Origin of the sequence: Megasphaera sp. SW808 (assembly GCF_012027795.1) — a bacterium.
Classification (GTDB): Bacteria; Bacillota; Negativicutes; order Veillonellales; family Megasphaeraceae; genus Megasphaera; species Megasphaera stantonii.
In genome coordinates this window covers 1-24,286 of record NZ_SJOT01000002.1, presented here as the reverse complement: position 1 = coordinate 24,286, position 24,286 = coordinate 1, and the positions used below count along the sequence as shown (strand labels likewise).

The window sequence follows — 24,286 nt, the reverse complement described above, 5'->3', positions numbered from 1 at the left end:
TGCGTATTTTTAAGCATAGTACTTAAACCTTTGCTATTATATCACATTGTCTTCGAGTGCACAAGCCGTTTTTGCGCAAAAAAAGCCGCTCCTGCATGTACTGCCCGGAGCGGCTGAGCCTCTATTCCAAAATATATACCGGCACGGTGCGTCGTCCGAAAACTATGCAGGAATTATAATCCTCCATGCACAAGTCGATGCGGTTTCCTAAAATATCTCCGCCCGTATCTTCGGCAACGGCTACGCCGTATCCCGGAATATATACCCGTGTTCCCAAAGGAATGACGTTGGGATCTACGGCGACGACGCCGTAACGGGCGACGGTACCCATCTTGGTAATGCCCGCGCCGTTGCCGTCCGACGGCAGGTACGCCGTCGCTTCCATCGTAAAGACTTCCTTATACTTGGATACGTCTCCCGTGTTGAGCGTTACGGTTTCCTGTGTGCCTACGCGGCGGATCAGGGGCTGCATTTCCGTCACCAGCGTCGTGGAAACGACTTCCTTCCCGACGACCTGGCCGTCGAGACTGATGATATGGACGGTGACCTTCTTGCGTCCGTTCATCCCTTCCTGGACGATTTCTTCCTGGCCCTGGCTCAGGTTTTCATCAGGGATGCTTTCAATGGCAAAGGGAACGACTTCATCTTCCGTGATTGCCTTACGGGAAATATTCCCAATTCGTATCGTCATATTAGGAACGACCGGTGCGGACGTATCGCCGTAAGGACGATAATTCTCCGCGTCGTATCCATATTGTTCGGCAACTTCCTGTACGGTCTTTTTGGCCGACATAACAGTCTGTTGTTTGCCTTTATGTTCCAATATGACGGGAACGGCCCGGCGAACCGTAACGGCAGTTCCTTCTAACAATTCGGATGTTGACATTTCAATTTCATCATATGGCCCGAGCGCAATATTATTTTCGCGCATCAGCGCGTCAGCATTGACGGCGTGGGTATATACGGAACGAGTTGCGCCGTCTGTCTGGATCGTGACGGATTTTCCTTTGTCAATAAATCCAGCTAAGGAAACTATGATTAATAAAGCGACTAAGGTTGCATACATGCGAGTAATGGGCCCTTGATATCGTTTGTTCATCAAATCCCTCCTAACTGGAAATCATTCTATCAAAGGCCTGTTACCCTGTCAATTTTTACAGGTTAACAATAATGGCAAAAATGAGATAAATATCATATCTTCAGCACGATTGTCAACATTAAAGGGCCTGCGAAAAGGCTGTTTATACTGCGTGATAAGGGCGATTTTGAGAGAGCTTTACATGGTTTCCCACATTAAAGTAAAATTTTTTCAAAAAAGTATATTTTTGTGGTGAAAAAATCCTGTTTTTCTTACAAAATATATTCTATCCCCCACTTTTCTTATATACCGTCTCTTTTATATCGGTTTTCTGCTCCATGAAAGCACAAAAAACGTCCTCTCCCTGCGGAGAGGACGCCGAGGTCACGTCGCTTAACGACGCTTGTTCTTCTTATGCTTTTTATGTTTTTCTTCAGCTTCATGCTGGAGCATCATCTGAGCGTGAATCGGCGCTGCATCAGCCGGCCGTTCGTCGGCAATGTAGCGGTACGTGCCGTCGGAATTCATGGCGTAGGCCTTGACGTTATCGTTAAAGTACAGCGACAGGATTCCCTTGATGCGTTCCTTATGTGGACCGTATTCAACGGGGATCATCAGCTCTACCCGTTCGTTCAGGTTACGGGGCATCCAGTCGGCCGACGAGATGAATACGTCTTCGTCCCCGTTATTATAGAAGTAGAATAAACGGCTGTGTTCGAGAAACCGGCCGACGATGCTGTGAACCTCGATGTTTTCGCTGATTCCCGGCAGGCCCGGCCGCAGGACGCAGATCCCGCGGACGATGAGATGGATTTTGACGCCGGCAGCTGATGCTTCGTACAATTTAGCGATGACCTCCTTGTCGAGGAGGGAATTCATCTTGGCGACGATGAGGGCTTTCTTGCCCTTTTTAGCCCAGGCCGTTTCCTGTTCTATCTTTTCATAAATCCGTTCGCGCAGATTCAGCGGCGCGACGGCCAGTTTATTCCACTGCGGCGGGTCGGAATATCCCGACAGGAGATTGAAAAATGCTGAGGCGTCAACGCCGATGAGCGTATTAGCCGTCAGGATGCCTACGTCCGTGTAAATGCGGGCTGTCTTGCCGTTGTAGTTGCCCGTCGCCAAATGGACGTAACGGCGGATGCCCTCTTCTTCACGGCGGACTACCAGGGTGATTTTCGAATGGGTTTTCAAGCCCATGATGCCGTAGATGACGTGGCAGCCAGCCTTTTCCAGCTTGCGGGCCATGAAGATGTTGTTTTCTTCGTCAAACCGGGCCTTAACTTCCATGAGAACCGTGACCTGTTTGCCGTTTTCCGCAGCTTCCGCCAAAGCGGCGATGATAGGAGAACGGCTGCTGACACGATATAAGGTCTGCTTGATAGCCAGCACGTTCGGGTCTGTAGCAGCTAATTTGATAAAGTTCTCTACCGTATCAAAGGTTTCGTACGGATGATGTACCATAATATCCTGCTTAGCAATGGCCGTCCACATATCAGGTGCGCCAAGTTCTTCCAATTCATACGACGGCTGAGGCGACGCGGCAGGATAACGGAGATGATCATACCCCTCGATTCCCGTAAAGGAGAAAAATACCTTGCAGTCCAAGGGGCCGGGTATCATATACAAGTCCTTGTCTTCCAGCTGCAGCTCGCCGCGCAGGAATTCCCGGACCATACGGCTCGCCGACTGGGCCAGTTCCAAGCGGACGGCTGCGCCCTTGCGGCGTTTTTTCAGGGATTTTTCCACTTCTACGAGCAAATCTTCCGCTTCGTCGTCAATATCTAGGTCGGCGTCGCGGGTTATGCGGAACGGCACGGCTTCGAGGATATCGCAGCCCAGGAAGAAACGGTTGGCATAGGCGCCGAGGATGTCCTCCAGAAAGAGGAACTGCTTCGCGTCGCCGGCAGCTACGGGCACCTTGATGATGCGGGGAATGATCGGCGACGGCACGGGCAAAATGGCCGTCTTTACCGACGTATCGCCCTGTTTCTTGCGCAGCAGGACGGCCAGATTCAGATTCAGGCTGGCGAGGAAGGGAAAGGGATGGCTCGAGTCGACGGCCATAGGCGTGACGACGGGGTAAATTTCCCGCTCGAAATAGCTGTCCAGCCAGATGCGCTGCTCTTCATTCAGCTCGTCGACGCTGACAAAATGAAGGCCTTCCTGCTGCAGCTTGTCCTGAATGACCGAATAATATTCGTACTGCTGGTCCACCAGCGTGTGTACCATAGACTGGATGGCTTCAAACTGCTCTTGCGGCGTCATGCCGGCAATGTCGATGTGCTTGACGCCGCTTTCGATGAGGTGTTTGACGCCGGCCACGCGGATCATAAAGAATTCGTCCAGATTTGACGCGGCAATAGCTACGAAATTCAGCTGTTCCAGCAAGGGATTGGACGGCACGATGGCTTCCCGCAGAACCCGTTCGTTAAACTTGATCCACGTACATTCCCGGTTTAAATAATTTTCTGGTTCTGTATACTTCAAAATAGTCACTTATCCTTTCAGTAATTTAGGCGAAATGCCGAAGACTTCGGCGAAATTGACGGCCGTCTTCATGAACGTCCACCGTTCCAGGGAAATATCCAAATCGGAATGGTAGCGGACGATGAGTTCGTTGCCGACCAATTCGGCCTGTATGCGCTTTATCTTTCCTAAATGGCTCTTGTCGAGGGAGTCGGCCAGGCTGAAAATCGCCGCGAGCTTGGCCGCCGTAATCTTCTGCTCCGGCGACAGGACGTCGTACATGTCCGACGAATCCTGTATCACGCCGCCGTCGGCGTAATAGGCAATGTTGGCCAGCACTTCCTTTTCTTCGTCTGTAATGCCGAATAAGTCCGTTTCCATGATAAGGTGATACGTGCAGAGATTGTGCTTGCGGATGTTGACGTATTTGCCCGTTTCATGAAGGATCGACGCCAGCTGCAGCAAGTAGCCGCACGAGAATTTCAAGCCGATTTCCTTATACACGGCGTTGAACAAAATACCGCAGAACTCGCCTACGCAGGCGGCATGTTCCGGCGCGTACCAATACTTGCCGGCAATGCGGCGCGTCAAGTTGAGCAGCAGCCCCCGCTGATGGGCTACGTAAGAATTATCGGTCTGCTCGGCTACGTAATGCATGGAATAGCCCTCCGTAAAGGTCGTGCTCATCATGACCAGCAGGTCGACGTCGATGATGCGCAGGAGCTCGTAATACAGGAGCAGCGTCGGCATGATGACGTTGGCCAGATTTTCCGAAAGCTTGCAGCGCTGCATGAGCTTAAAGGGCGTAATGCCGTGGAAGGAATTGACGAACTGGCGCAGCTCGTCGGCCTTGATGAGGCGGACGCCGTTCGTTTCTTCCTTATGCATAAGCTTGCCGATGAGCGTTGCCGCCCGGCCCGACAGGACGATGTATTTAATATCGTGATGGCGCACGCTGGCCCACAGGGGGGACAAGGCGCCGTAGATGTATTCGCGGGCTGCCGTCGGAAAGGTCAGCTCTTCCCGCTGCTTAGGCGTGAAGTTTTCCAAAATGCGCAGCGAGCCGATGTGGACGTTTTGCTGAAACAGGAGCTCGTCCGATTTCCAGCAGGTCAGCCCTACGCCGCCGGACGTAATATCCAGCAGGAGGACGGCCTTGTCGGCAAAGTTGAATTTCCCCTTCAGCACGTGATAATACAAGCCGAAGAATTTATAGTAAATTTCCTTGGCCATGCGCACGACAGTGACGCGGAAGCCCGTGCGGAAATAAATTTGATCGATGACATTGAGCAGGTTGTCGGCTTCGCGGATAGCCGTCGTCGACAAGACGCGCACGTCCGTGACGTCGTAGTCCCGCAGGAGCTGCTTGAATTTATTTAAAATCGTGCAGATTTCGTTGAGAGACTGGAAGCTGACGTGATGGCGCGTAAAGACTTCCCCGCCGTACTGGACTTCCCGCGATACATTTTCAATGACCTCCATATCGTCCAGCGACGAATACGCGATGATTTTCAAGGTCATATTGACCGTGCCGATATGTATGATGCCAAATTGCCGCTTGGCCTGATATTCCATAGTAGTTCCTCGCCTTCCTTGCTGATGACGCGAAGACTCTCTCCCCGCCGTCTCTTCATATATTATACATGAAATACCGGCGATGGTGGCGATCTTTTTGTATAATTTGTGTAAAAAATGAAAAAAGCTTGTATAATAGGCGGCTCTGCAAAAAATACGGAAGAATCCTCCCCATTTTCTTTAGTCATACGAATTATTTCCATTTCGTTTTAACGGCAAATTTTGCAAAATCGTTTCATCGTCTCGGCAAGATGTAGTATAATAACAGAAGATTATGGATTACAAAGAAAAGAGGTATACAATGGAAAAATTAGCCATCATCGATATGGGCTCCAACTCCATCCGGTTTGTCGTCCTCCAGATAAACGACAACAAATCGTATTCCTTCCTGTATCAGGAAAAAGAATCCATACGCCTCGGACAAGGCCTTACCCAGACGGGCGAACTGAGCGACGCCGGCATGGAACGGGCCATGAAATGCTTAAAGGTATATAAGCACATCATGGAGGTTATGGAAATCCAAAACTGCATCGCCGTCGCCACCGCCGCCGTGCGCAACGCCTCGAACGGCGACGAGTTCCTGAAGCGGATTTACGCGGAAACGGGCGTAGCCATGACTGTCATTACAGGCGAACGGGAAGCCTATCTCGGCTATTTGGGTGTCATCAACACCATCGCCATGAAGGACTTTCTCCTGTTCGACCTGGGCGGCGCCAGCGTCGAGCTGACTCTGGTACAAGAAGGCGAACCAGTTCATTCCGTTTCCATCCCCATCGGCGCCGTAACGGTTACGGAAAAATTCAATCTCCAGGGCAACGTAGATGCAATCGCCCTGCAGGACTGCCTGAAATTCGTACGGAAAAAGCTCCTCGCTGCCGACTGGATTAAAAATCTGCGCCTCCCCCTCGTCGGCATTGGCGGCACGGCCCGTACTTTTGCCAAGATGGATCAGCGGACAACGAATTACGAGCTGACGAAGGTGCATAACTACATCCTGCCGGCAGAGCACTTCGACGCCCTGTATACGGAAATTACGACGCGGACCAGCGCCAACCGCAAGAAGATCCCCGGCCTGTCGAGCGAACGGGCCGACCTCATCGTCGCCGGCGCCGCCGTCATTAAGACACTGTTCGATACGGCAGGCAGCCCGGAACTGGTCGTCAGCGGCTGCGGCCTGCGTGAAGGGCTGTTCTTTGAATACTATACCTCTTACTTCCACCTGCCTGCGCCTCGCTTCGACGATATCCTGAAATTCAGCATCCGCAACTTCGTCGGCACCCTAGGCGGCATCGTCAACGAATCCCACTGCCAGCAGGTCACCCATACGGCAGGCCTTCTCTTCGACCAGCTGAAAGACCTGCACGGCTACGGCGAGCGGGAACGGCTGTACCTCACGACGGCGGCCCAGCTTCACGACGTAGGCAAAATCATCAATTTCTACGATCACGCCCGCCATTCGGCCTTCATGATCGGCCACGCGCCCCTGTACGGCCTGACGCAGCGCGAGCAGCTCATCGTCAGCTTCATCGCCGGCTTCCACCACGGCATCAGCCGCAAGACCCTGCGGGCCTACCGCTACGCCAACATGGTCACGGCAGAAGACTGGGCGATGGTCCGCAAGCTCTCCACCTTCCTGGCCTTGGCCGAAGCATCGGACATTACGTACGAGCAAGTCGTCCAGGATATTCACGTCACCACTGCGGAAAACGTCGCCGTCGCCGTCATCACGACGGCTCCCGGCGTAGCCTACAACGCAGCGGACTACGAAATGAACCAGCTGACCAAGCAATTCAAAAAAGAATTCGGCATCTCCCTGCTCCTCGTCTGGAAGTGAGCCTGCAGGAAAACCATTCATTTTAAACATATAAAGAAAGACACTTTCCAACGGTATGTCGTCAGAAAGTGTCTTTTTTATGTCCGTATATCAGGTATTTTTTAAGTTAGCGGATCGATACGTCTTCGCCGGCGAGGATTTTCTTCATCGTCCGAGCCGGGCACATCTTGCCGCACATCGTGCAGGTGCCTTCGCATTCGGGCTTGCTCGATTCATAGTAACGGCGAGCCTTTTCCGGGTCGATGGACAAGGAAATCATCGTTTCAAAATCTACTTCCACGCGGGCCTTGCTCATAGCGTCGTCCCATTCCTGCGCGCCGGGGATGCCCTTGGCCAGGTCGGCGGCGTGCGCAGCGATGCGGGCGGCGATGATGCCTTCCTTAACGTCGTTTACGTCGGGCAGGCGAAGGTGTTCGGCCGGCGTAACATAGCACAGGAAGTCGGCTCCGGATGCACCAGCAATGGCCCCGCCGATAGCGCTCGTAATGTGGTCATAGCCCGGAGCGATATCCGTGACGATGGGGCCCAATACGTAGAAGGGCGCGCCGTGGCACAGGCGTTTTTCAATCTTCATGTTGGCGGCGATTTCCGTCAGGACCATGTGGCCCGGGCCTTCGATCATGACCTGGACGTTGTGTTCCCAAGCCCGTTTCGTCAATTCGCCGAGGGTAATGAGTTCTTCGATCTGGGCTGCGTCCGTCGCGTCGTGGGTGCAGCCGGGACGGCAGGCGTCGCCCAAGCTCAGGGTAACGTCGTATTTTTCACAGATGTCGAGGAGACGATCATAGTATTCATAGAAGGGGTTTTCCTGATTGTTCATTTCCATCCAGGCAAACAGCAGCGAGCCGCCGCGGGATACGATATTGGTCAGGCGGGGGTTCTTCTTGATACGTTCAGCCGTCTTGCGGTTCATGCCGCAGTGGATGGTCATGAAGTCTACGCCGTCTTCTGCGTGCTGTTCGACGACGGAGAAGAATTCGTCTACCGTAATATCCTTCAAGTCCTTTTCCAGCATGCCGACAGCGTCGTACATGGGAACGGTGCCGATCATAGCCGTAGACATATCGACGAGCTTGCGGCGGAATTCGCGGGTCTTGCCGAAGTTGCTCAAGTCCATGATAGCTTCGGCCTTCATGTTGATGGCGTTCTGCACCTTCTGCAGTTCCAATTCATGGTCGTTATGTTCCGGCGATACGCCGAGGTTGACGTTGATTTTCGTTCGGCAGTCCTGGCCGACAGCTTCCGGCGAAAGGCTGGTGTGAAGCTTATTGGCCGGGATAGCGACCTTGCCTTCGGCTACGAGCTTCATGAGCTTTTCCATAGGCATTTTTTCTTTTTCCGCAACGATTTTCATCTGCGGCGTGACAATGCCTTTGCGGGCTGCGTCCATCTGTGTTGTGTAAGTCATAAAACGTACCTCCTGCTAATGAGTTTAACCTAAATATAGAAAAGAATAATAGAAACAGGTAAATAAAAAAGCTCACCTCCGCAGGTGAGCTTTATAATCCCGTAAAGCTTCCCTACGTCGGCATTATCCGAATCAGGTACATAAGGGACAAGCGCGAATCCAAACGCTTTCTCAGCCTTGCGGCGCCCCTAGCTTTTTTAGTTATCTCGTCTTATTATAATATACTTGCACAGGGAATGCAAATATAAATTGCCATGGGACAGTGTCAAGTTGTTGTGGGTATATATTTGACAGAAATATCTTGGCATGTAAATCCAGCCTTTTAGTATCTAATGTATATGGTGATATCCACTGTTTTGGATATCTTTCATCCATCTTCCGTGTAATGCGCCTTCGCTCCCCGGCATACGGCAGCTGTGCTCTGCATCATACACGCAGTACGGCAGCCGCCGGCGTCGGCATTGCCTCGTCAATTCCTGTTCATTCAGGTCTGGTACTGTATCGGAGGGTTTCTTCGTCAGGCAATCTAAGGCATAGCGCCACACGTCGCCGCCGTTTTCTGCCAGCGTCCGCAATCGGGCAATCCGTTCCGCCCCGTCTTTGCTCCAGCCCATTCCACGTGAGCTCAGCCGGGCCGACAGGATATGACTGACATGCCCTTCCGTACTGCTGGCGAATGTCTCCCGGTTCTGCAGCCAGTCCCGAATCCCTTCCCAATGGTTCAGGATATATTGCTGACCTCTTCGAATCGCCTTTCTCCGATACGGACGGTGCCGTATCTTCTGTTCAGCTTCCCAGCAGAATTGCTCCCGGTCATTGGCCAGCAAGGCGTCATACAGAGGTTGGATCGTTTCCGTCCCCGCTATCTGCCGCAAGTATTTGACAACATGAAATCCGTCCGTGACGCATCGGCTCTTTTCCAAGTACGCCGTCGCGCTCTGTATCCACGCCGCCCCGTCTCCCAGAATCGTAATCTCTGGACTGTCGTATACGGTTTGGATATATTCCTTGATTTCCTTCCAAGGCATCCCATATCCCGTAAACACCCGTTTGGCTGTCAGTGTTCTCCGTTTTTTTCCCTCCGCTACTTTCCCTTCATATACATAGGCCAGCCGCAGCTGCCGGCTGTTTCCCTGCTGCATAGCCACATGGTCTTCGTCGGCTTCGATGAACAGTTCGGATACCTTCGGCCTCCGTTCCGGCAGGGGAGCCGCCGTATTGGGGATCGTCCCCAACCGGCATAAGACGTTCCGCACGCTCTGTTTGCTTACCGGGACCGGAGTGGATACTTGGGCTGCTTTCGCATAACTCATATCCTTGGCATGTTCTGCCATCCGGGCCTGACAGGAAGCCTCGATCCGGCTGTACGCCGGCAGTTGGCACCATTCGTCCAGCAGATAGGTGTAGCGGCCCGTGTCTTTCTGTCGGTAATACCGGCGGTGAAAGGTGATTTCTCCAAACGTGGTTACCAAAGTGCGCGGACGGGCTGTTTCTTTGATCTGATAGGTACGCTGCGGCTTCACCGTTTCATAGATGGCTTCATCGGCCTGTTCTAACATTGCCGACAACACCTCCCGCCCCAGGTTCTGCACAAACTCTTGTACAGCCAGCGTCACGTCGGTCAGGGACGCCTGGCCCGTTACTAACGATTCCATGTTTGTATTAAAAAAGTCTGTACTGAGAGAAAGAATCTGTTGTATAATGTTCATGAGAAGGACTCCTTTGCATGAGATTGTGGTGATTTCATTATACCAAAGAAGTTCCTTCTCTTTTTATATGTTCTTCACTTTTGTGCAGTAAAGTTTTCCCACAATTATTTTACACTAACTTGCCATGCCCCGTTTCGATACGGCTCAAGGTTTCCGGCATATCTATTTAATGAATCCTGTTTCTTCGCCCGCCGGGCTGCTGCACAGCCGGCCACAGGCAGTCGGCCCGCACCTTGGCCTTGAGCTTATCTACGGCCTGCCCGACGATTTTGCAGGCCTGCGGCTTCGACAAGCCGTGAAGCGCGCCGATCGTCTCATAGGTATAATCCTTTACGTACCGCAAATACAAGAAGTGACGTTCCTCTTCGGTCAGACACTGCAGATAGGGCGCCAGCTCATCCTGCAGCTCTATACGCTGTACAGCCGTATCAAATGCACAGACTGAATGGCGGAAAAGGGCGAGCTCTGCCCTCTCCTCCTGCGGGAACAGCATCCGTTCGACAGCCTGCCAATAGGCCTTGAAATGCCGGCTTTCCCGCCGAAACGCCGTCTGCACAGCTCGCCGCAGCGCCGCCGGCCCTTCTTCCTCTTCGTCCAGATCAAACGAATAAATACATTCCAGTACGGCCAGATGGGCCGTCGAAAGGGCCTCGTCCAGCGAATCGTAGCAATAGCGGTATTTCCGGGCATATTTGTACAGCAAGGGCCGGAAAACCTGCAGAATAGCCAACACAGCCTCTCCGTCGCCTGCCTGCGCCTGCCGTATCCACTGCCGAATGATGTTGTTCATGGGTGTCGCCTCCTTGATAAATATACTCTGCTATAAAACATAAAGAGCCGAAGGACATCCCCCGGCTCTGTCATATTAAACTCAGGTACTGCAAAGGGTATGGATACGAATCCCCCTAGAATAAATACGATACCTGGGCGTGGAAGCTGCCGCCTTCCCGTTCTCCCGCATAGCCCCGGACGTTCAGGTCAAAGTTCCACGGGCTCGTTTCCGACGGCTGGTATTTCAGCCCCAGCTCAGCCATGCAGGTACTACCCTGCAGGCTCTGTGTCGGCGCGTCCAGTCCGGCGGCCCGCATGTCAGCGTCGCCGTTGAATTCGTATTCATAAGCCAAGCCGTAATACGTGCTGACCCGTTCTTCCGGATTCGTGCGGATACGCGCCCCGATGCGCAGGCGGTCGCTCGTAATGTCGTCGAATTCAAACCGGTCGCCTGCTACGTCAAAGCTGTCGCCGTCCGTATAGGTATGGAAGAACTTCCCGTATACGTCCAGTTCCCGGTCAGCGCTCAGGCTGAACACCTTGCCTACGCCGATATGGGCGCCGTAGTAATTACTTTCGCTGCTGCAGCCGTAATGGTTCCCCTCGCCGTCCATCAAGGCATTGTCCATATCCGATTTCAGCGTGCCGGCCCGCAGGGAGCCTTCATAGTACCAGCCGTTGTCCCGGTTGTAGCGCACGGCTGCGCCGCCGCCGTTGTACAGCAGACTGCCGTCGCCGCGGAAGAATTCGTTGTTGAAGGAATTATACGTGCGGTAATTGCCCGTGCCGTTTTCGTAGAACACGCCCCAGCTCAGGTCGCCGTCTTTGACCTTGTGCGTATTGCCGACGCCGACGATGGTGCTCCAGCCGTTGATCTTCAGGTCGCTGTTTACGTCGTACTTGCTGCGGTTGCCGTAGACTGCGGCAAAGGTCTTCGTGCCGTAGCGGCCGTCGTGGCTCAGCGTATCGAGGCTGTCGCTGACGAGGTCCGTTCCCTGATTGACAAAGGCTGCGGCAACGGCGCGGTTCGATGCAATTACATCTACCTGCGGGTTGCGAGAAAATCCTGTTACAGTATATACCAAGTTATTCGTCGCATCGGTCAAACTGAGCTCTCCCGTCCCCAGCTTCGCTACGCCCTGAGAAAAAACGGCACTCGATTCCACATTGTCCATACTCAGGCCAGTATCTACATTACTCTTAATGATAGTCATACGGTCGCCAGGATTAACTACTGCATTCCTATCGATAACAAGGTTTTCTAATTTAACCTGCGTATGTTCTAATGCCTTTAAAACTCCGTCTTTAATATTCATTACATTGCTGTCAGCTGCCCACTTCGTGTTTCTAAAAGAAATCAGGTTGAAATTCTGCGCACTATCAAATGAACCAGACCACCCATCAACAACAAGCGTATTTCCTGTAGTCTTTTCAGCAGACTGATTAGAACCAAACAGCTTAACACTATCAGATAAAGAAAATTTACCGCGCAGAGTTATCGTATTGTCATTAACCGTTCCGGACCCACTATATCCTGCATATATATCAAGTTTGGATAATTTTCCTCCAGCAGCAGAACTATCTTCATAAATTAATACTTCATTTCCTGATACACTTCCCTTGGTTCCCTGGTTTTCAGCACGTCCTCCATAAATCTCACCTCTACCATTCTTACCTGAGACATAACTTCCGCTAGAAATCTTAACTATATTATTTTTAACTGTAGCATTCCCCTTAGTATATCCTCCTGCTGCACACGAGGTTATATGTGCAGCAGCTCCAATATTTACAACATTTCCGGCAATGGTGTCATTATCTCCGAAAGTGCCCGCTACCTTCCTACTATTGCCATATCCACCATACACATCACTCACCGTTGCATTTTCTTCTACATTCACGGTATTATTTAACATCAATTGACTTTCAAGATGTTCCTCCCATTTATAACCACACCCACCGAAAACGCTATCATGACTACCGCCGTATACGTTAACTACATTGCCGCTAACTTCCCCAGCACCATTCTCAAGATATCCGCCATAACACCACACAACCTTCGCCGACCGACTCTCTACATTCACGGTATTATTAGATACAGTTACACCATCTCCCTCACTATATCCTCCATAAACATAACTCTGTTTCAGATTTGCGGCATAGGTTACTCTTATTATTATTGGCATCTTCAGACTTACTATATCCACCATAAATCTTTATCTGTGTACTGCTGGTTCCATTAACCTCGATATCTCCTCCCTCTGCCGCTTCATTTTCGTTTTGCCAGCCGTAAATCTCATCATAATTTCGCGCGTTAGGTATTGTCCCAATACCATTTCGATCATTAAAATTAATTGCTTGTACTGTTAAACCGCCCGCCAGCGTCAGCCCTGCTGTCAAAGCGACTGCAGCCAGTTTTGCGCAGCACCTGCTGTTTATATAAAAATGCTCCCGTACCCTATACCGTTTTTTATCTGACAAGTGTTTCATACTAACATCCTCCTGCATATATCTGTCATAAATACATCTTGCTTATACTTCATGTTTCCTATTTTTCTGCCTACTTTTGCTGCGATTTTCATATACCCATCGTTCCCGGCAGCCATTACTGCAAAAGGCCATGCGCCGATCCTTCGGCTCTGTCACCTTCACCAGTCTGCCGCACTGCCGGCAGCGGAATGTCCGACTGACCGACTGGGATTTTACGCCTTTGGTCTTGGAATGCTTCCAGTACAGCCGTTCGCAGTGGGGCGAGCAAAACTTCGTCCGCTTGTCTGCTGCGCTTCTCACGCTGACGACCTCGCCACAGCGCAGACAGCGGAACGTCCGCAGTATCTTCCCCTTAGTAGGGAGGGACGCATGGATGTTCGGACGATGCCGATAGGCCCACAGCCGGCAGGCCGTGCTGCAGTATTTCTGCGTCACCCGCCTTGCCGTAAATTCTCTGCCGCAGGCCGGACACACCAGCTGCCGTTTCATGACGCCTCTTCACGTGCCGGCTGTTCCCTGCCGCGCCATGAGTTTACCCAGACCGGGGTTAAATAAGCACGCAAAAAAGACAGCCTGCAGAATTCCTCTGTATGCTGTCTTCCTTCGTATGTATCTATAACAGGATATACGTATCCCTGTGCTTGTACTTCATGCCAGTTCGAGGGCTTTACAATACCATATCTATACCCCCCCCCCGGTATGTAATTTTCTCATTGCGCCGTGTACTGCGAATCGTACGTCCTTCCGCATCTCCTTCGCGCTCATTTTTTCACCTCCTCTCCAATCTTGAATTCTAGTGTAACAAATATCCTGACTATTTTCAATATACATTCATTATTTTATCGTTTAGAACTGAAAGAGTGGCTAATACCATAAAAAATTTGATTTATTGAAGCTTGCAGGGATTCGTCTTAACAACTCATTTCCATACAAAAAAAACGGAGCCGCCCTATCCTTCATCTGCACGGCAGCTCCGTTCATATCATCATATTTTATATAATCAATCTCATAGTACGTCACACATACCCCATCTCGCACAGGCTCGTAAAGGTCCCGTCGCCAATGATGATGTGATCCAGGACGGGGATTTCCATGATGTGGCCGGCCTGAGCGATTTGCCTGGTCACGGCGATGTCGTCGCTGCTGGGAGACGGGTCGCCGCTGGGATGGTTATGTACCAGTACGACGGCGGCAGCGTTGTACTGAATAGCAAAGCGAAAGACCTCGCGGGACTTTGCCAGGCTGGAATTAATCGTGCCGATGGTCAGCGTCCGCACGGCGATGAGCTGATTTTTCGTCGATAAGTATACGGCGCGGAGCTGCTCCTGCGGCAGGAAGCGCATATCTTCCATGACGTATTCGGCAATGGCCTGAGGCGTGCTGAAATCGGGAGCGTTCTGCTTGACCCGCTGGCGGGCAATGCGCCGTCCCAGCTCGACGGCCGCGCAGATCGTCACGGCCTTGTCGGCTCCTACGCCGCGGATGGCGCACAAGTCGGCTACGCTGGCCTCGCTGAGGTAATAGAGGTTTTCTCCCGGCAGAGAACGCAGCAGGGACCGCGACACGTCCAAGACGGAATGGCCCTTCACGCCCGTGCGCAGCAAAATAGCCAGTAAATCCTGATCCGTCACGGCTTGCGCGCCTTGCTGGAGAAATTTTTCCCGCGGCTTTTCGCAGCAGGCCATAGGCTGGACCGGGCTCATCAGGCATTTACCTTGGCCTTGTGGAGCATCCGGCAGACCTGGGACAAAGGCAGGCCGACGACGTTCGTATAGGAGCCGTTGATCTTGTCTACAAAAGCTGCGGCCCGTCCCTGAATGCCGTAGGCCCCTGCCTTATCCAAGGGATCGCCGCTGGATACGTAGGTTTCGATTTCCTCATCCGTCAGCCGGCGGAACCACACCTTCGTTTCGACGACCTTCGTGTATACGTCCTTATCGCGCACCAGAGCCACGCCGGTCAATACGGAGTGCTTCCCGTTGGAAAGGCGGTGGAGCATGGCCGAAGCTTCCTTGGCATTGCGGGGCTTCCCTAAGATTTCGCCGTCTGCGACGACAATCGTATCGGCTCCCAGCACCCACTGGCCGGGATATTTTTCAGCGACGTCGCAGGCTTTGCCGACGGCCTGGGCCTGTACGTATTTTTCCGGGTCCTTCTTTTTCGGCGAATCTTCCTGATACGTACTGGGGTTTACCATATAGGTAATACCGGCCTGAGTGAGTAATTCGCGCCGCCGCGGCGACCCTGAAGCTAAAATCAACACGGGAATAACCTCCTCTAACTGACGTGACGATAGATAAACAACGCTACGAAGATCCCAAGGATGCTCAGCAAGTTGGGAGCAAAGCGAATGCCAAAATTAATCTGCATGATATATAAGTTTAAATCGACGTTCTGAATATTAAAGATTTCATAATGCTGCGACAGCATAGGCATGAGGTTGCCCAGCTGGATTCCCGATAAAACTTCTCCAAGAATGCCGCCCAACAGGCCGCCTGCCAACAGAAACAATATGAGAAGCAGCACGCCATGAGACCCAAAGGATTTCATAACTTATAGTTCCCCCTCTACCGGTAATGGTGTGATTTCATTATACAGTGTTCCCTGCGGCACTGCAACTGAAATACAAAAACGAACCGGTATTCTCATCGAAATTTAAGACCGATGGAAAGACCGGTTCGTTTTCTCATGCTATTTTAATCTTCTTTTAAGCTTTCTTTCATCTTACTGCTTTTTCTGCATCTTAGCCCACGTATCGCGCAGCCCGACGATGCGGTTTACGACGAGGCGTTCCGGCGTCGAGTCCTTGTCGATGACGAAGTAGCCCTGACGGAGGAACTGGAATTTGTCGCCGGCATGGTAGGAAGCCAGAGCGGCTTCGCCCTTGCTGGCAAAGGTTTCCAGGCTATTGGGGTTGATCTGGGACAGGAAATCCTTCTTGTCGCCTTCGGCGTCGTCCGATTCGTCGGTCTTAAACAGGTAGTCGTAGACCCGCGTTTCGACGTCGACGGCGTCTTCGGCGTTGACCCAGTGGAGCGTGCCCTTTACCTTACGGTTCGCGTTGGCGCCGCTGCCGCTCTTGCTTTCCGGGTCGTACGTGCAGTGCAGCTCGACGATGTTGCCGTCTTCGTCCTTGACGACGTCTTCGCATTTGATGATATAGCTGTATTTCAGGCGGACTTCCTTGCCCGGAGCCAGACGGAAGAACTTCTTGACCGGTTCTTCCATGAAGTCGTTCTTTTCGATGTAGATAGTCTTGCTGAAGGTAATCTGACGGGTGCCCATGGCTTCGTTTTCCTGATTGTTTTCTGCCGTAATCGTTTCCGTCTGGCCGTCGGGATAGTTGGTAATGACGACCTTCAGGGGATCGATGACCGTCATGAGGCGCGGCGCTTTGAGCTTCAGGTCTTCGCGGATACAGTATTCGAGAAGGGATATGTCGACCATGCTGTCGGCTTTGGCCACGCCGATGCGTTCGCAGAAATCGCGGATGGCTTCGGGCGTGTAGCCGCGGCGGCGAATACCGGAAATGGTCGGCATGCGCGGGTCGTCCCAGCCGCTGACGATGCCTTTTTCTACGAGGGTACGCAGCTTGCGCTTGCTCGTAATCATATTGGTGACGTTCAGGCGGGCGAATTCAATCTGGCGCGGCTTCTGGCCTTCCGGGTCGTCCCATTCTTCAAGAACCCAGTTGTACAAGGGACGATGGTCTTCAAATTCAAGGGTGCAGATCGAATGGGTAATCCGTTCGATGGCGTCCGATACGGGATGGGCGAAGTCGTACATCGGATAAATGCACCATTTGTCACCTGTGCGGTGATGATGGGCATGGACAATGCGGTACAGAACGGGATCGCGCATGTTGAGGTTCGGGCTGGCCATGTCTATCTTAGCACGCAGCACTTTTTCGCCGTCGCCGTACTTGCCTTCCTTCATTTCGGCAAAGAGCTTCAGGTTTTCTTCGACGCTGCGGCTGCGGTACGGGCTTTCCTTGCCCGGCGTACTGAAGGTGCCGCGGTATTCGCGGATTTCATCGCCTGACAAATCGTCGACGTAGGCTTTGCCCAATTTGATTAATTTGACGGCGTAGTTGTACAGGGTATCGAAATAATCGGAAGCGTAGAACATGCGGTCGTCCCAGGTAAAGCCCAGCCACTGGACGTCTTCCTTGATGGAATTGACGTATTCTACGTCTTCCTTGGACGGGTTCGTATCGTCGAAGCGCAGGTTCGTAATGCCGCCGTACTTTTTGGCGATGCCGAAGTTCAAGCAAATCGATTTCGCATGACCGATGTGGAGATATCCGTTCGGTTCCGGCGGAAAACGGGTATGGATGCGCTTTCCATATGTATTTTTTTCGTTATCTTCATCGATAATATTTTCAATAAAATTCTTTGTGATTTCGTTATCCATGAACGAGTCTCCCCTTTATGCCTTATGTATGATGTTTTATTTTATCACAAATTACAGAGCCTTTCTACTTATAAAGCAGGAGAAATATGTAAAAAACAGGAGCATGCCCTACAAAAAAGCGGGACTTCTCCAGAAATGCAACATGCGTTTCCCAGATAGTCCCGCTATCGGCGTATATATGAAAGAGTTGATGTATCCATCAGATAAAGAAATTTTTATGCTTTTACTTTTTCATCAATCAACTGGATCTGCACAGTCTTTCCCAATCCATGAGCCAATTTTCTCATCGTTTTAAAAGAGATATTTAATTTACCGTGCTCGATTTTGCTAATATCAGATTGGTCAATACCCGTACGTTTAGCCAGCTCTTTTTGCGTCATGCCTTGTTCCCGCCGCGCATCAATAAGGGCTTGAATAAACATGAACTCCGGCTCAAGTTCATCATAGGCCTTTTTAAATTCCGGATTTTTCAGACTTTCCTTCAAATCGTCTTCAAAGCTGTATTCCACGCGTTTGTCAATCATTGCTCGCCGCCTCCTATCGCTCGTTTCATATAATCTTCTCTATATTGCTTTGCCGTATCAATTTCTCTGCGCGGTGTTTTCTGCGTCTTTTTTGTAAATCCATTTGTAAGAACCGCCTTGTTTCCGATAACAAAAAAATATAATACTCGAGTAATATTACTGCCTTGTTTAGTCCTCAACTCATAAATACCGTCTGTCAAATACTCAGAGTATGGCGAACGCAATTCACTGCCATTGTCTCGAAATAAGGCAATCGTCCTGCGAACCTTAGCCGCCATCTTTACATCAAGGGAATCGATAAATTCTTTTACAGGAATATCGCCATTCTCTTTCACATAATATGTAACTTCTATTTGAGCCATTGCTGCACCTCTTTCTATTCTTAGAATATGGGATATTTACCATATTGTCAAGCCATCTGTGACCTGTTGCTGAATCTGCATTAGAAAGGCTTTCTCGTTTCACAGCTATATACATATCCATTAATATTTATATAATAAGGTCTTTGCCGTCTTTTTATTATAAAATGCTAAAAGACGTTTGCGCTATATTGCCTATAACATATGTGATATAATAAAATATACATATATCTTTAAGAATTAAAGGAGACGATTAGACATGTTAATAAAAAAATTAGTAACCTACGAGGATATGGGCCTGGTGCAGTGGGGCGTCCTCGACGAGACGGAAACGGGCGTATACGGCGCTATTGCTCTGGAAGAGGCCTTCTTTACGCCGCTGCCGGAAACGCTTCTCGAATTCATCCGTCAGGGAAATGAAGGCCTGCTGGCCTTAGCTGACGCGCTGGAACAGAATGAAAAGACCCGCGCCGTCGCGGCTCAGCCTCTGGATACGGTTCGCATCATGGCGCCTATTCCCCGCGTAGAACGCAATATCTTCTGCATTGGAAAAAATTATGCCGACCATATTGCCGAATTCGACAAGACGGCTATGCCGGAGCTGCCGAAATACCCTTTGATTTTTACTAAAGCCACGACATCGGTCATCGGCCCTGACGACCTCATCGATCCCCATAAAAACGTCACCAGCGCCCTCGATTATGAAGGCGAGCTGGCCGTCATCATCGGCAAGGAAGGCTCTGATATCCCCGTGGGCGAAGCCATGGATTACGTATACGGCTTCACGATTTTAAACGATGTGACGGCCCGCGATCTGCAGGCCAACCATGTCCAGTGGTTTCACGGCAAGAGCCTGGATACGTTCTGCCCTATGGGACCCTTCCTGCTCCTGCGGGACGCCGCGCCCGATACCTTTACGGTCGTCACCAAGGTCAACGGCGAAGTGCGTCAGGACGCGACGACAGGCGAATTCATCTTCACCATTCCCCAGCTCATCCAGACCATCTCACAGGGAACGACGCTCCTGCCCGGCGACATCATCGCCACGGGCACGCCGTCCGGCGTAGGCGTAGGCTTCAATCCGCCTAAGTTCATCCATTCCGGCGACGTCGTAGAAATCTCCATTTCCGATATCGGAACGCTGACTAATAAAGTAAAATAAACAGCTATGCAAAACAGCTTCTCTCCGCCAGAGGTTCCGGCAGGCAGGGAAGCTGTTTTCGCATACGAAACGCCCCGCTCCTATGAGAACGGGACGTTCGCGTCATTCTTATGTCGTTGTCAGGTGTATTACCCGTGCAGTTCCCGATCCAGGGCTTCCAAGCGGGCAATGCGGTTTTCCGTAGACGGATGGGTACTGAACAAATTCATCAAATTGCCCTTAAGACCAGAGAAAGGATTGATGATGCACATGTGAGCCGTCGACTGGGTCGCGCCGGGCATGACCCGGTAATGGGCGTAGTTGTCGATTTTAGCCAATGCTCTGGCCAGAGCCAGCGGGTCGTCGATCATCCGGCCCCCTTCTTCGTCGGCCATGTATTCGCGCGTACGGGAAATGGCGAACTGAATCAGCGCCGCCGCAATGGGCGCAATGATAATCGTGCCAATCAGGGCGATAGGATTGGTGCTTTCGCCGTCTTCGTCACGGCCGCCGCCGAAGATAGCCGCCCACTGGGCGATGTTGGCGATCATGGAAATAACGCTGGCGAAGCAGGCAACAATCGTGCTGATCAGGATATCACGGTGCATGATGTGGGACATTTCATGGGCCAGGACGCCGCGGATTTCGTCTTCGTCCAGCATCTCCATGATGCCTTCCGTAGCCGCGACGGCTGCATGAGAAGGATTGCGGCCCGTAGCAAAGGCGTTGGGCACGTCCGTCGGAATGACGTATACCTTCGGCATGGGAAGTTCCGCCCGCCGGGCTAAGTCTTCGACGATATGGTACAGGTAATGGCCTTGGCCTACTTCCTGGGCTTTATACATTTTTAAGACAATCGAGTCGCTGAACCAATAGGAAAAGAAATTCATCCCTAAGGCGATGACCAGCATGATCATCACGCCACCGCGGCCGCCGAAGGCTCCGCCGATGAGCATCATAATACAAGCCAGCAAAGTCATCAAAAACACTGTTTTTACACTATTCATGGTGACGTCTCCTCACTCTTCAAGGAACATAAAAGTCAAAAAGTAAAATTGTGTACTACTATTATATATGAGAATCTTTTTTATGTCAATAGAACATGGACTTTTGTCTTATTATTCCTTTAAAACATGATTATTGTACCGGCGGATGACGACGGCGTACATGCCGTCCTTGTCTTTTTCCGCCTTAGCGAAGACAACGATAGTCACATCGCCGCGGACCCACGTCGTCATGCGGCCGCTCTGCCTGACAGGAAAGTCGTCCATGGCGGCGTAAATGCTGGCGCGAAGACGGCGGTAGATGTCGCGGGCCGTCTTCTTATCGGCCGTGCGGAAATAATTGTCGAAGGCCAATACCTTGCTGTCGGCTGCCGTATCGTCCGTCAGGATAACCAGGCCTTCCTGCACGGTCACGCCGTCGCGGGTTACAGACCGCTCTGCCCGTTCCAGCCTGGACGTCGTATTTCCATAAAAGGTCCAGCCGGGCAGCGCGGAAAAGTTAGCGTCGAAATCCGCCCGGGACATGCCCAGGTACACCGTGTCATAGGCTGTCGTCGGGCTGAGGGAAATCTCGTCGACAGACTGATCGTAATCGAAGGCCGATGCCGTCATCGAGCCTAACACCAGGCAGCAGGCGAAGGCAAGGGCGCAAAAAATCCGTTTCATAGTTCAAAAACCTACCTTTCTTTTATAAAAAAGGGAGCAATACCAGACTAAATACGCTGAATACGAGCCGCTGCAGGGGAATCAAAATATACGAGAAGACCGGCGTCATCATCAAGGCAATGAGGATGATAAAGCTGTACCGTTCCAGGCTCGCCAGGCGATAGTTCCATTCCGACGGCAGGAAGCACATGAGGATGCGCGAGCCGTCCAGCGGCGGCAGGGGCAGCAAGTTGAAGATGGCAAAGTTGATATTATATATGACGATCATGCTCAGGACAAGCTGCAGGGCCGTACCGGTAAATAAATCCAGCCGGCTGAAGACAACCTGGGCGACGAGGGCGACGAACGCCACGATCAGGTTGGCCGCCGGACCGGCAAAGGCTACGCACAGCTCCCCCTTCCGCCAGCTGCGGAAATTATTGGGGTTGATCATGACCGGCTTGGCCCAGCCGAAGCGGGCTACGAGGAGCATGAGCGCCCCGATGGGGTCGATATGGGCCATAGGGTTCAGCGTCAGCCGTCCCATCAGGCGCGGCGTGTCGTCGCCCATATAATCGGCCACGAGCGCATGGGCGTATTCGTGCATGACCATAGCGATGAGCAGGCCGGGAATACCGGCGACGATATGCAATATGTTGAAATCAAACATGTATGTTCCTCCATTATACGTTGTTGTAAAATATACTATTTATGTATTTTATAGTAATATACGATGCGCAAAAAGTCAACGACAACGAGCCGCTGAAGCAGCTCCAGCGGCTCGTTGTCCTTTATCGTTTACCTAAATTTTACATTCCGGCGGCCTGAATGCGGCTCTATCGCCTCTCAGCAGATTTCCCATACAAAGGTCGCCGAATCGCCGGCATGAATATCTTCCGGTTCCATATCGATGGATTTCACGCTCTTCACGCTGCTCAGACATTCGCTTTCGTAGGAAAAACGGGTCGACGAATAGATAGACAGCTCGTCCCAGCTGTAATGTATCGACAGCAGAGCGCCCAGGGACGCCCCCGACGCCTCGCACAGGATTTCAGCACTGCGCCGCGCGTTTTCCGCAGCCGAGCGAAGGATGTCGTCTTTTAATTTCTCCGAGTCCTTTACGGAAAAGCGGATTTCTATTTCCGGAGCGGATATGCAGGCCGCCATAGCTGAAAGAGCCTGCGACAGGCGGCGCGATTCGAAATCAAACTGCAGCCTTACGTCGTGATGCACGACAAACCCTTCAAATATGCGCTTATAATTGCCGTCTCTGTCCTTTATCGTGTCATATGCCGTATCGACCCTGAACTTCGTCGTCTTAAGGTCGTCGGCTCCAAATCCGGCATGTTTCAGCGCCCGGCTGAGGCCGTCGATCTTTTCCGCCGCCCTATCCATCGCCGTATCGTATTCCATGTCGCTCGTCTTCATAGACATATTGATGGTAACGAAGTCGGCTTTCGCCGTCGCTTTTCCTACGCCCCGCACGGTAATAGTTCTCGTCATGTTACATTCCTCCTATGCTAAATACAGTATTCCATATCACTTCATTTAGAAAAAAATTGACAACAAGCCGCTGCCGGTTATAATGAAAGTCATCACTACAAGTAACAACATAACTAAAAGGGACGTGACGACATGACAAAAGAAGCTTTGTGGACTAAACCGTTCTTGCTGACGGGCGGCGTCAATTTTTTCCAGCTGTTTACCCAATATATCCTGATTACGACGCTGCCCCTCTGTATCATCGACGAATTTCATGGCAGCGAGCTCGAAGCCGGCCTGGCCATGACGTTTTTTCAGATCGGCACCAGCGTCTTCCGGCCTGTCGCCGGATATTTGGTAGACGAAAAGCAGAAGAGACGCCTCCTCTTAGGCTCCCTGGTTTTATTTTTCCTGGTCATGGCCGCCTTCAACGCCGCCGACTGCGTCGAAGCGCTGTACGGCCTGCGCCTCGTCCACGGCATCGTCTTCGCTTTGGCTACGACGACGGCTGCTTCTATCGCCGTGTTAGTCATTCCGCCGTCGCGGCGCGGCGAAGGCATTGGATATTTTTCCGTCACGACCAATATGGCGATGGTCGTCGGGCCGCTGGCCGGGCTGCTGTTATACCAGACGCTCCGCATATCTGGCTTGTTCCTGGCCCTCGCAGTCCTGGCCGCTCTGATTCTCGCCGCGGCCTCGGCCATTTCCCTGCCGCCAAAAGCGGTGCAGCCTTCACCATCTGCCTCCAAAACGCCCTTTTTTGAACATTTCATCGAAAAGCGCTCTCTTCTGGCGTCGTTCTTAGGCGGACTGGTATTCTTCGCCTACGGCGGCATCCTGACCTTTATTCCCCTGTACGCCGCGTCCCTGCACATGGCCGAAAGCACAGGATTATTTTTTGCCGTCTTTGCCGTCGTCATCGTCGCCAGCCGCCCCGTCGTGGGAAACGTACTGGACCGCGTCGGCCCCAGCCACGTCGTATATCCCGGCTTCGCCTTATTTATCATCGGCTTTATTCTCTTCGGTTTTGTCAGTACGAAGCTGTGGTTTCTCCTGTCGGCGGCTATCCTCGGTCTCGGCTTCGGCGCTCTCAGTCCCGTGTTCCAGACGCTGGCCGTTCAAAGCGTTCCTGCCAGCCGGGCCGGCGCCGCTACGGCCACGTACTTTTGGTTCCTGGATATCTTCGTCGGCCTGGCCGCCATGACCTTAGGTCTCGTCGCCCAATGGTTCGGCTACAGCCTGCTCTACGGCGTCCTCTGCCCGGCCGTCGTACTGGTCACGGCAGCTCTGTATTACGTCGAGTATACCCGCCGGCGCTTCCGCTCCTAAAAAATACCGCCTTCTATGTATAGGATAGCATCATAGGGCGACAGATCTTGTCGCTGCA

Annotated in this window: 22 protein-coding genes and 1 riboswitch; of the genes, 3 read left to right on the top strand and 19 right to left on the bottom strand. The window is 51.8% G+C overall.

The features are described from left to right. Window positions 1–121: 121 nt before the first annotated feature. From E0L13_RS00930 to E0L13_RS00920, 3 genes are all read right to left on the bottom strand, one after another. Window positions 122–1,099, bottom strand: a complete 978-nt coding sequence (locus E0L13_RS00930) for a G5 domain-containing protein (protein ID WP_168059634.1) — start codon at window positions 1,097–1,099, stop codon at window positions 122–124. 372 nt (window positions 1,100–1,471) lie between these two features. Continuing rightward, entirely contained in the window at window positions 1,472–3,571 is a 2,100-nt protein-coding gene (gene ppk1 / locus E0L13_RS00925) for a polyphosphate kinase 1 (RefSeq protein WP_168059798.1), read from the bottom strand. Between the two features lie 6 nt (window positions 3,572–3,577). After that, window positions 3,578–5,122: a hypothetical protein gene (locus tag E0L13_RS00920; protein WP_087477440.1), complete on the bottom strand. Its 1,545-nt coding sequence runs from the start codon at window positions 5,120–5,122 to the stop codon at window positions 3,578–3,580. Window positions 5,123–5,423: 301 nt separating this feature from the next. Here E0L13_RS00920 and ppx point away from each other — a divergent pair, with 301 nt between their 5' ends. Beyond that, window positions 5,424–6,956, top strand: a complete 1,533-nt coding sequence (gene ppx, locus E0L13_RS00915; RefSeq protein ID WP_095628879.1) for an exopolyphosphatase — start codon at window positions 5,424–5,426, stop codon at window positions 6,954–6,956. 106 nt (window positions 6,957–7,062) lie between these two features. Here the strand turns inward: ppx and thiC are convergent, their stop codons facing one another. From thiC to E0L13_RS00855, 12 genes are all read right to left on the bottom strand, one after another. Beyond that, a complete protein-coding gene (thiC, locus tag E0L13_RS00910; RefSeq protein WP_087477442.1) occupies window positions 7,063–8,364 on the bottom strand; it encodes a phosphomethylpyrimidine synthase ThiC in 1,302 nt (433 codons plus the stop codon). Between the two features lie 92 nt (window positions 8,365–8,456). Further along, window positions 8,457–8,564, bottom strand: a riboswitch (TPP riboswitch). A 129-nt stretch (window positions 8,565–8,693) separates the two neighbouring features. Beyond that, a complete protein-coding gene (locus tag E0L13_RS00905) occupies window positions 8,694–10,073 on the bottom strand; it encodes an ISLre2 family transposase (protein ID WP_168059632.1) in 1,380 nt (459 codons plus the stop codon). A 166-nt stretch (window positions 10,074–10,239) separates the two neighbouring features. Next, the gene (locus E0L13_RS00900) at window positions 10,240–10,863 is read right to left on the bottom strand and encodes a sigma-70 family RNA polymerase sigma factor (protein WP_168059630.1); all 624 of its coding nucleotides are present in this window, start codon (window positions 10,861–10,863) and stop codon (window positions 10,240–10,242) included. 115 nt (window positions 10,864–10,978) lie between these two features. Beyond that, window positions 10,979–12,058 (bottom strand): autotransporter outer membrane beta-barrel domain-containing protein, encoded by a 1,080-nt coding sequence (locus E0L13_RS00895; RefSeq protein ID WP_168059628.1) that lies wholly within the window; start codon window positions 12,056–12,058, stop codon window positions 10,979–10,981. Window positions 12,059–12,959: 901 nt separating this feature from the next. Then, on the bottom strand, window positions 12,960–13,331 hold the full coding sequence (locus E0L13_RS00890; protein ID WP_168059626.1) for a hypothetical protein: 372 nt from the start codon (window positions 13,329–13,331) through the stop codon (window positions 12,960–12,962). Between the two features lie 42 nt (window positions 13,332–13,373). Beyond that, window positions 13,374–13,820 (bottom strand): hypothetical protein, encoded by a 447-nt coding sequence (locus E0L13_RS00885; RefSeq protein WP_168059624.1) that lies wholly within the window; start codon window positions 13,818–13,820, stop codon window positions 13,374–13,376. A 527-nt stretch (window positions 13,821–14,347) separates the two neighbouring features. Beyond that, entirely contained in the window at window positions 14,348–15,037 is a 690-nt protein-coding gene (gene radC / locus E0L13_RS00880) for a DNA repair protein RadC (RefSeq protein WP_206081453.1), read from the bottom strand. Continuing rightward, entirely contained in the window at window positions 15,034–15,594 is a 561-nt protein-coding gene (locus tag E0L13_RS00875; protein ID WP_087478829.1) for a Maf family protein, read from the bottom strand. The genes radC and E0L13_RS00875 overlap by 4 nt, the downstream gene beginning before the upstream one ends. A gap of 14 nt (window positions 15,595–15,608) precedes the next feature. Continuing rightward, window positions 15,609–15,881 carry a DUF4321 domain-containing protein gene (locus E0L13_RS00870; protein ID WP_168059620.1) on the bottom strand — a complete coding sequence of 91 codons (273 nt, stop codon included), beginning with the start codon at window positions 15,879–15,881 and terminating at the stop codon, window positions 15,609–15,611. A gap of 174 nt (window positions 15,882–16,055) precedes the next feature. Then, window positions 16,056–17,744, bottom strand: coding sequence for a glutamine--tRNA ligase/YqeY domain fusion protein (locus tag E0L13_RS00865; protein WP_168059618.1), 1,689 nt, complete (start codon window positions 17,742–17,744; stop codon window positions 16,056–16,058). A 215-nt stretch (window positions 17,745–17,959) separates the two neighbouring features. Continuing rightward, complete coding sequence (locus E0L13_RS00860) at window positions 17,960–18,268, bottom strand: helix-turn-helix transcriptional regulator (RefSeq protein WP_168059616.1); 309 nt, start codon at window positions 18,266–18,268, stop codon at window positions 17,960–17,962. Beyond that, window positions 18,265–18,630 carry a type II toxin-antitoxin system RelE/ParE family toxin gene (locus E0L13_RS00855; RefSeq protein WP_168059615.1) on the bottom strand — a complete coding sequence of 122 codons (366 nt, stop codon included), beginning with the start codon at window positions 18,628–18,630 and terminating at the stop codon, window positions 18,265–18,267. Before E0L13_RS00855 ends, E0L13_RS00860 begins: the two co-directional genes overlap by 4 nt. Before the next feature lie 256 nt (window positions 18,631–18,886). Between E0L13_RS00855 and E0L13_RS00850 the strand changes: the two genes are divergently transcribed. Beyond that, window positions 18,887–19,789 (top strand): fumarylacetoacetate hydrolase family protein, encoded by a 903-nt coding sequence (locus tag E0L13_RS00850; protein WP_168059614.1) that lies wholly within the window; start codon window positions 18,887–18,889, stop codon window positions 19,787–19,789. A 128-nt stretch (window positions 19,790–19,917) separates the two neighbouring features. Here E0L13_RS00850 and htpX read toward each other — a convergent pair whose 3' ends face one another. The 4 genes from htpX to E0L13_RS00830 form a co-directional block, all read right to left on the bottom strand. Further along, on the bottom strand, window positions 19,918–20,775 hold the full coding sequence (gene htpX / locus E0L13_RS00845; RefSeq protein WP_087478834.1) for a zinc metalloprotease HtpX: 858 nt from the start codon (window positions 20,773–20,775) through the stop codon (window positions 19,918–19,920). Window positions 20,776–20,886: 111 nt separating this feature from the next. Next, window positions 20,887–21,438: a hypothetical protein gene (locus tag E0L13_RS00840; protein ID WP_206081447.1), complete on the bottom strand. Its 552-nt coding sequence runs from the start codon at window positions 21,436–21,438 to the stop codon at window positions 20,887–20,889. A 22-nt stretch (window positions 21,439–21,460) separates the two neighbouring features. Then, window positions 21,461–22,087: a site-2 protease family protein gene (locus tag E0L13_RS00835; protein WP_168059613.1), complete on the bottom strand. Its 627-nt coding sequence runs from the start codon at window positions 22,085–22,087 to the stop codon at window positions 21,461–21,463. A 176-nt stretch (window positions 22,088–22,263) separates the two neighbouring features. Next, a complete protein-coding gene (locus tag E0L13_RS00830; RefSeq protein WP_168059612.1) occupies window positions 22,264–22,920 on the bottom strand; it encodes an SIMPL domain-containing protein in 657 nt (218 codons plus the stop codon). A 132-nt stretch (window positions 22,921–23,052) separates the two neighbouring features. Here E0L13_RS00830 and E0L13_RS00825 point away from each other — a divergent pair, with 132 nt between their 5' ends. Next, window positions 23,053–24,228 (top strand): MFS transporter, encoded by a 1,176-nt coding sequence (locus E0L13_RS00825; protein WP_168059611.1) that lies wholly within the window; start codon window positions 23,053–23,055, stop codon window positions 24,226–24,228. The last annotated feature ends 58 nt before the right edge of the window (window positions 24,229–24,286 follow it).

Excerpts from the sequence above, each read along its gene's own strand:
- E0L13_RS00920 (WP_087477440.1), bottom strand. The coding sequence starts at position 5,122 with ATGGAATATCAGGCCAAGCGGCAATTTGGCATCATACATATCGGCACG.
- E0L13_RS00890 (WP_168059626.1), bottom strand. The coding sequence starts at position 13,331 with ATGAAACACTTGTCAGATAAAAAACGGTATAGGGTACGGGAGCATTTT.
- E0L13_RS00860 (WP_168059616.1), bottom strand. The coding sequence starts at position 18,268 with ATGATTGACAAACGCGTGGAATACAGCTTTGAAGACGATTTGAAGGAA.
- E0L13_RS00895 (WP_168059628.1), bottom strand. The coding sequence starts at position 12,058 with ATGACTATCATTAAGAGTAATGTAGATACTGGCCTGAGTATGGACAAT.
- E0L13_RS00930 (WP_168059634.1), bottom strand. The coding sequence starts at position 1,099 with ATGAACAAACGATATCAAGGGCCCATTACTCGCATGTATGCAACCTTA.
- E0L13_RS00865 (WP_168059618.1), bottom strand. The coding sequence starts at position 17,744 with ATGGATAACGAAATCACAAAGAATTTTATTGAAAATATTATCGATGAA.
- E0L13_RS00855 (WP_168059615.1), bottom strand. The coding sequence starts at position 18,630 with ATGGCTCAAATAGAAGTTACATATTATGTGAAAGAGAATGGCGATATT.
- E0L13_RS00900 (WP_168059630.1), bottom strand. The coding sequence starts at position 10,863 with ATGAACAACATCATTCGGCAGTGGATACGGCAGGCGCAGGCAGGCGAC.
- htpX (WP_087478834.1), bottom strand. The coding sequence starts at position 20,775 with ATGAATAGTGTAAAAACAGTGTTTTTGATGACTTTGCTGGCTTGTATT.
- E0L13_RS00825 (WP_168059611.1), top strand. The coding sequence starts at position 23,053 with ATGACAAAAGAAGCTTTGTGGACTAAACCGTTCTTGCTGACGGGCGGC.
- E0L13_RS00870 (WP_168059620.1), bottom strand. The coding sequence starts at position 15,881 with ATGAAATCCTTTGGGTCTCATGGCGTGCTGCTTCTCATATTGTTTCTG.
- E0L13_RS00835 (WP_168059613.1), bottom strand. The coding sequence starts at position 22,087 with ATGTTTGATTTCAACATATTGCATATCGTCGCCGGTATTCCCGGCCTG.
- E0L13_RS00850 (WP_168059614.1), top strand. The coding sequence starts at position 18,887 with ATGTTAATAAAAAAATTAGTAACCTACGAGGATATGGGCCTGGTGCAG.
- thiC (WP_087477442.1), bottom strand. The coding sequence starts at position 8,364 with ATGACTTACACAACACAGATGGACGCAGCCCGCAAAGGCATTGTCACG.
- E0L13_RS00885 (WP_168059624.1), bottom strand. The coding sequence starts at position 13,820 with ATGAAACGGCAGCTGGTGTGTCCGGCCTGCGGCAGAGAATTTACGGCA.
- E0L13_RS00830 (WP_168059612.1), bottom strand. The coding sequence starts at position 22,920 with ATGACGAGAACTATTACCGTGCGGGGCGTAGGAAAAGCGACGGCGAAA.
- E0L13_RS00840 (WP_206081447.1), bottom strand. The coding sequence starts at position 21,438 with ATGAAACGGATTTTTTGCGCCCTTGCCTTCGCCTGCTGCCTGGTGTTA.
- ppx (WP_095628879.1), top strand. The coding sequence starts at position 5,424 with ATGGAAAAATTAGCCATCATCGATATGGGCTCCAACTCCATCCGGTTT.
- E0L13_RS00905 (WP_168059632.1), bottom strand. The coding sequence starts at position 10,073 with ATGAACATTATACAACAGATTCTTTCTCTCAGTACAGACTTTTTTAAT.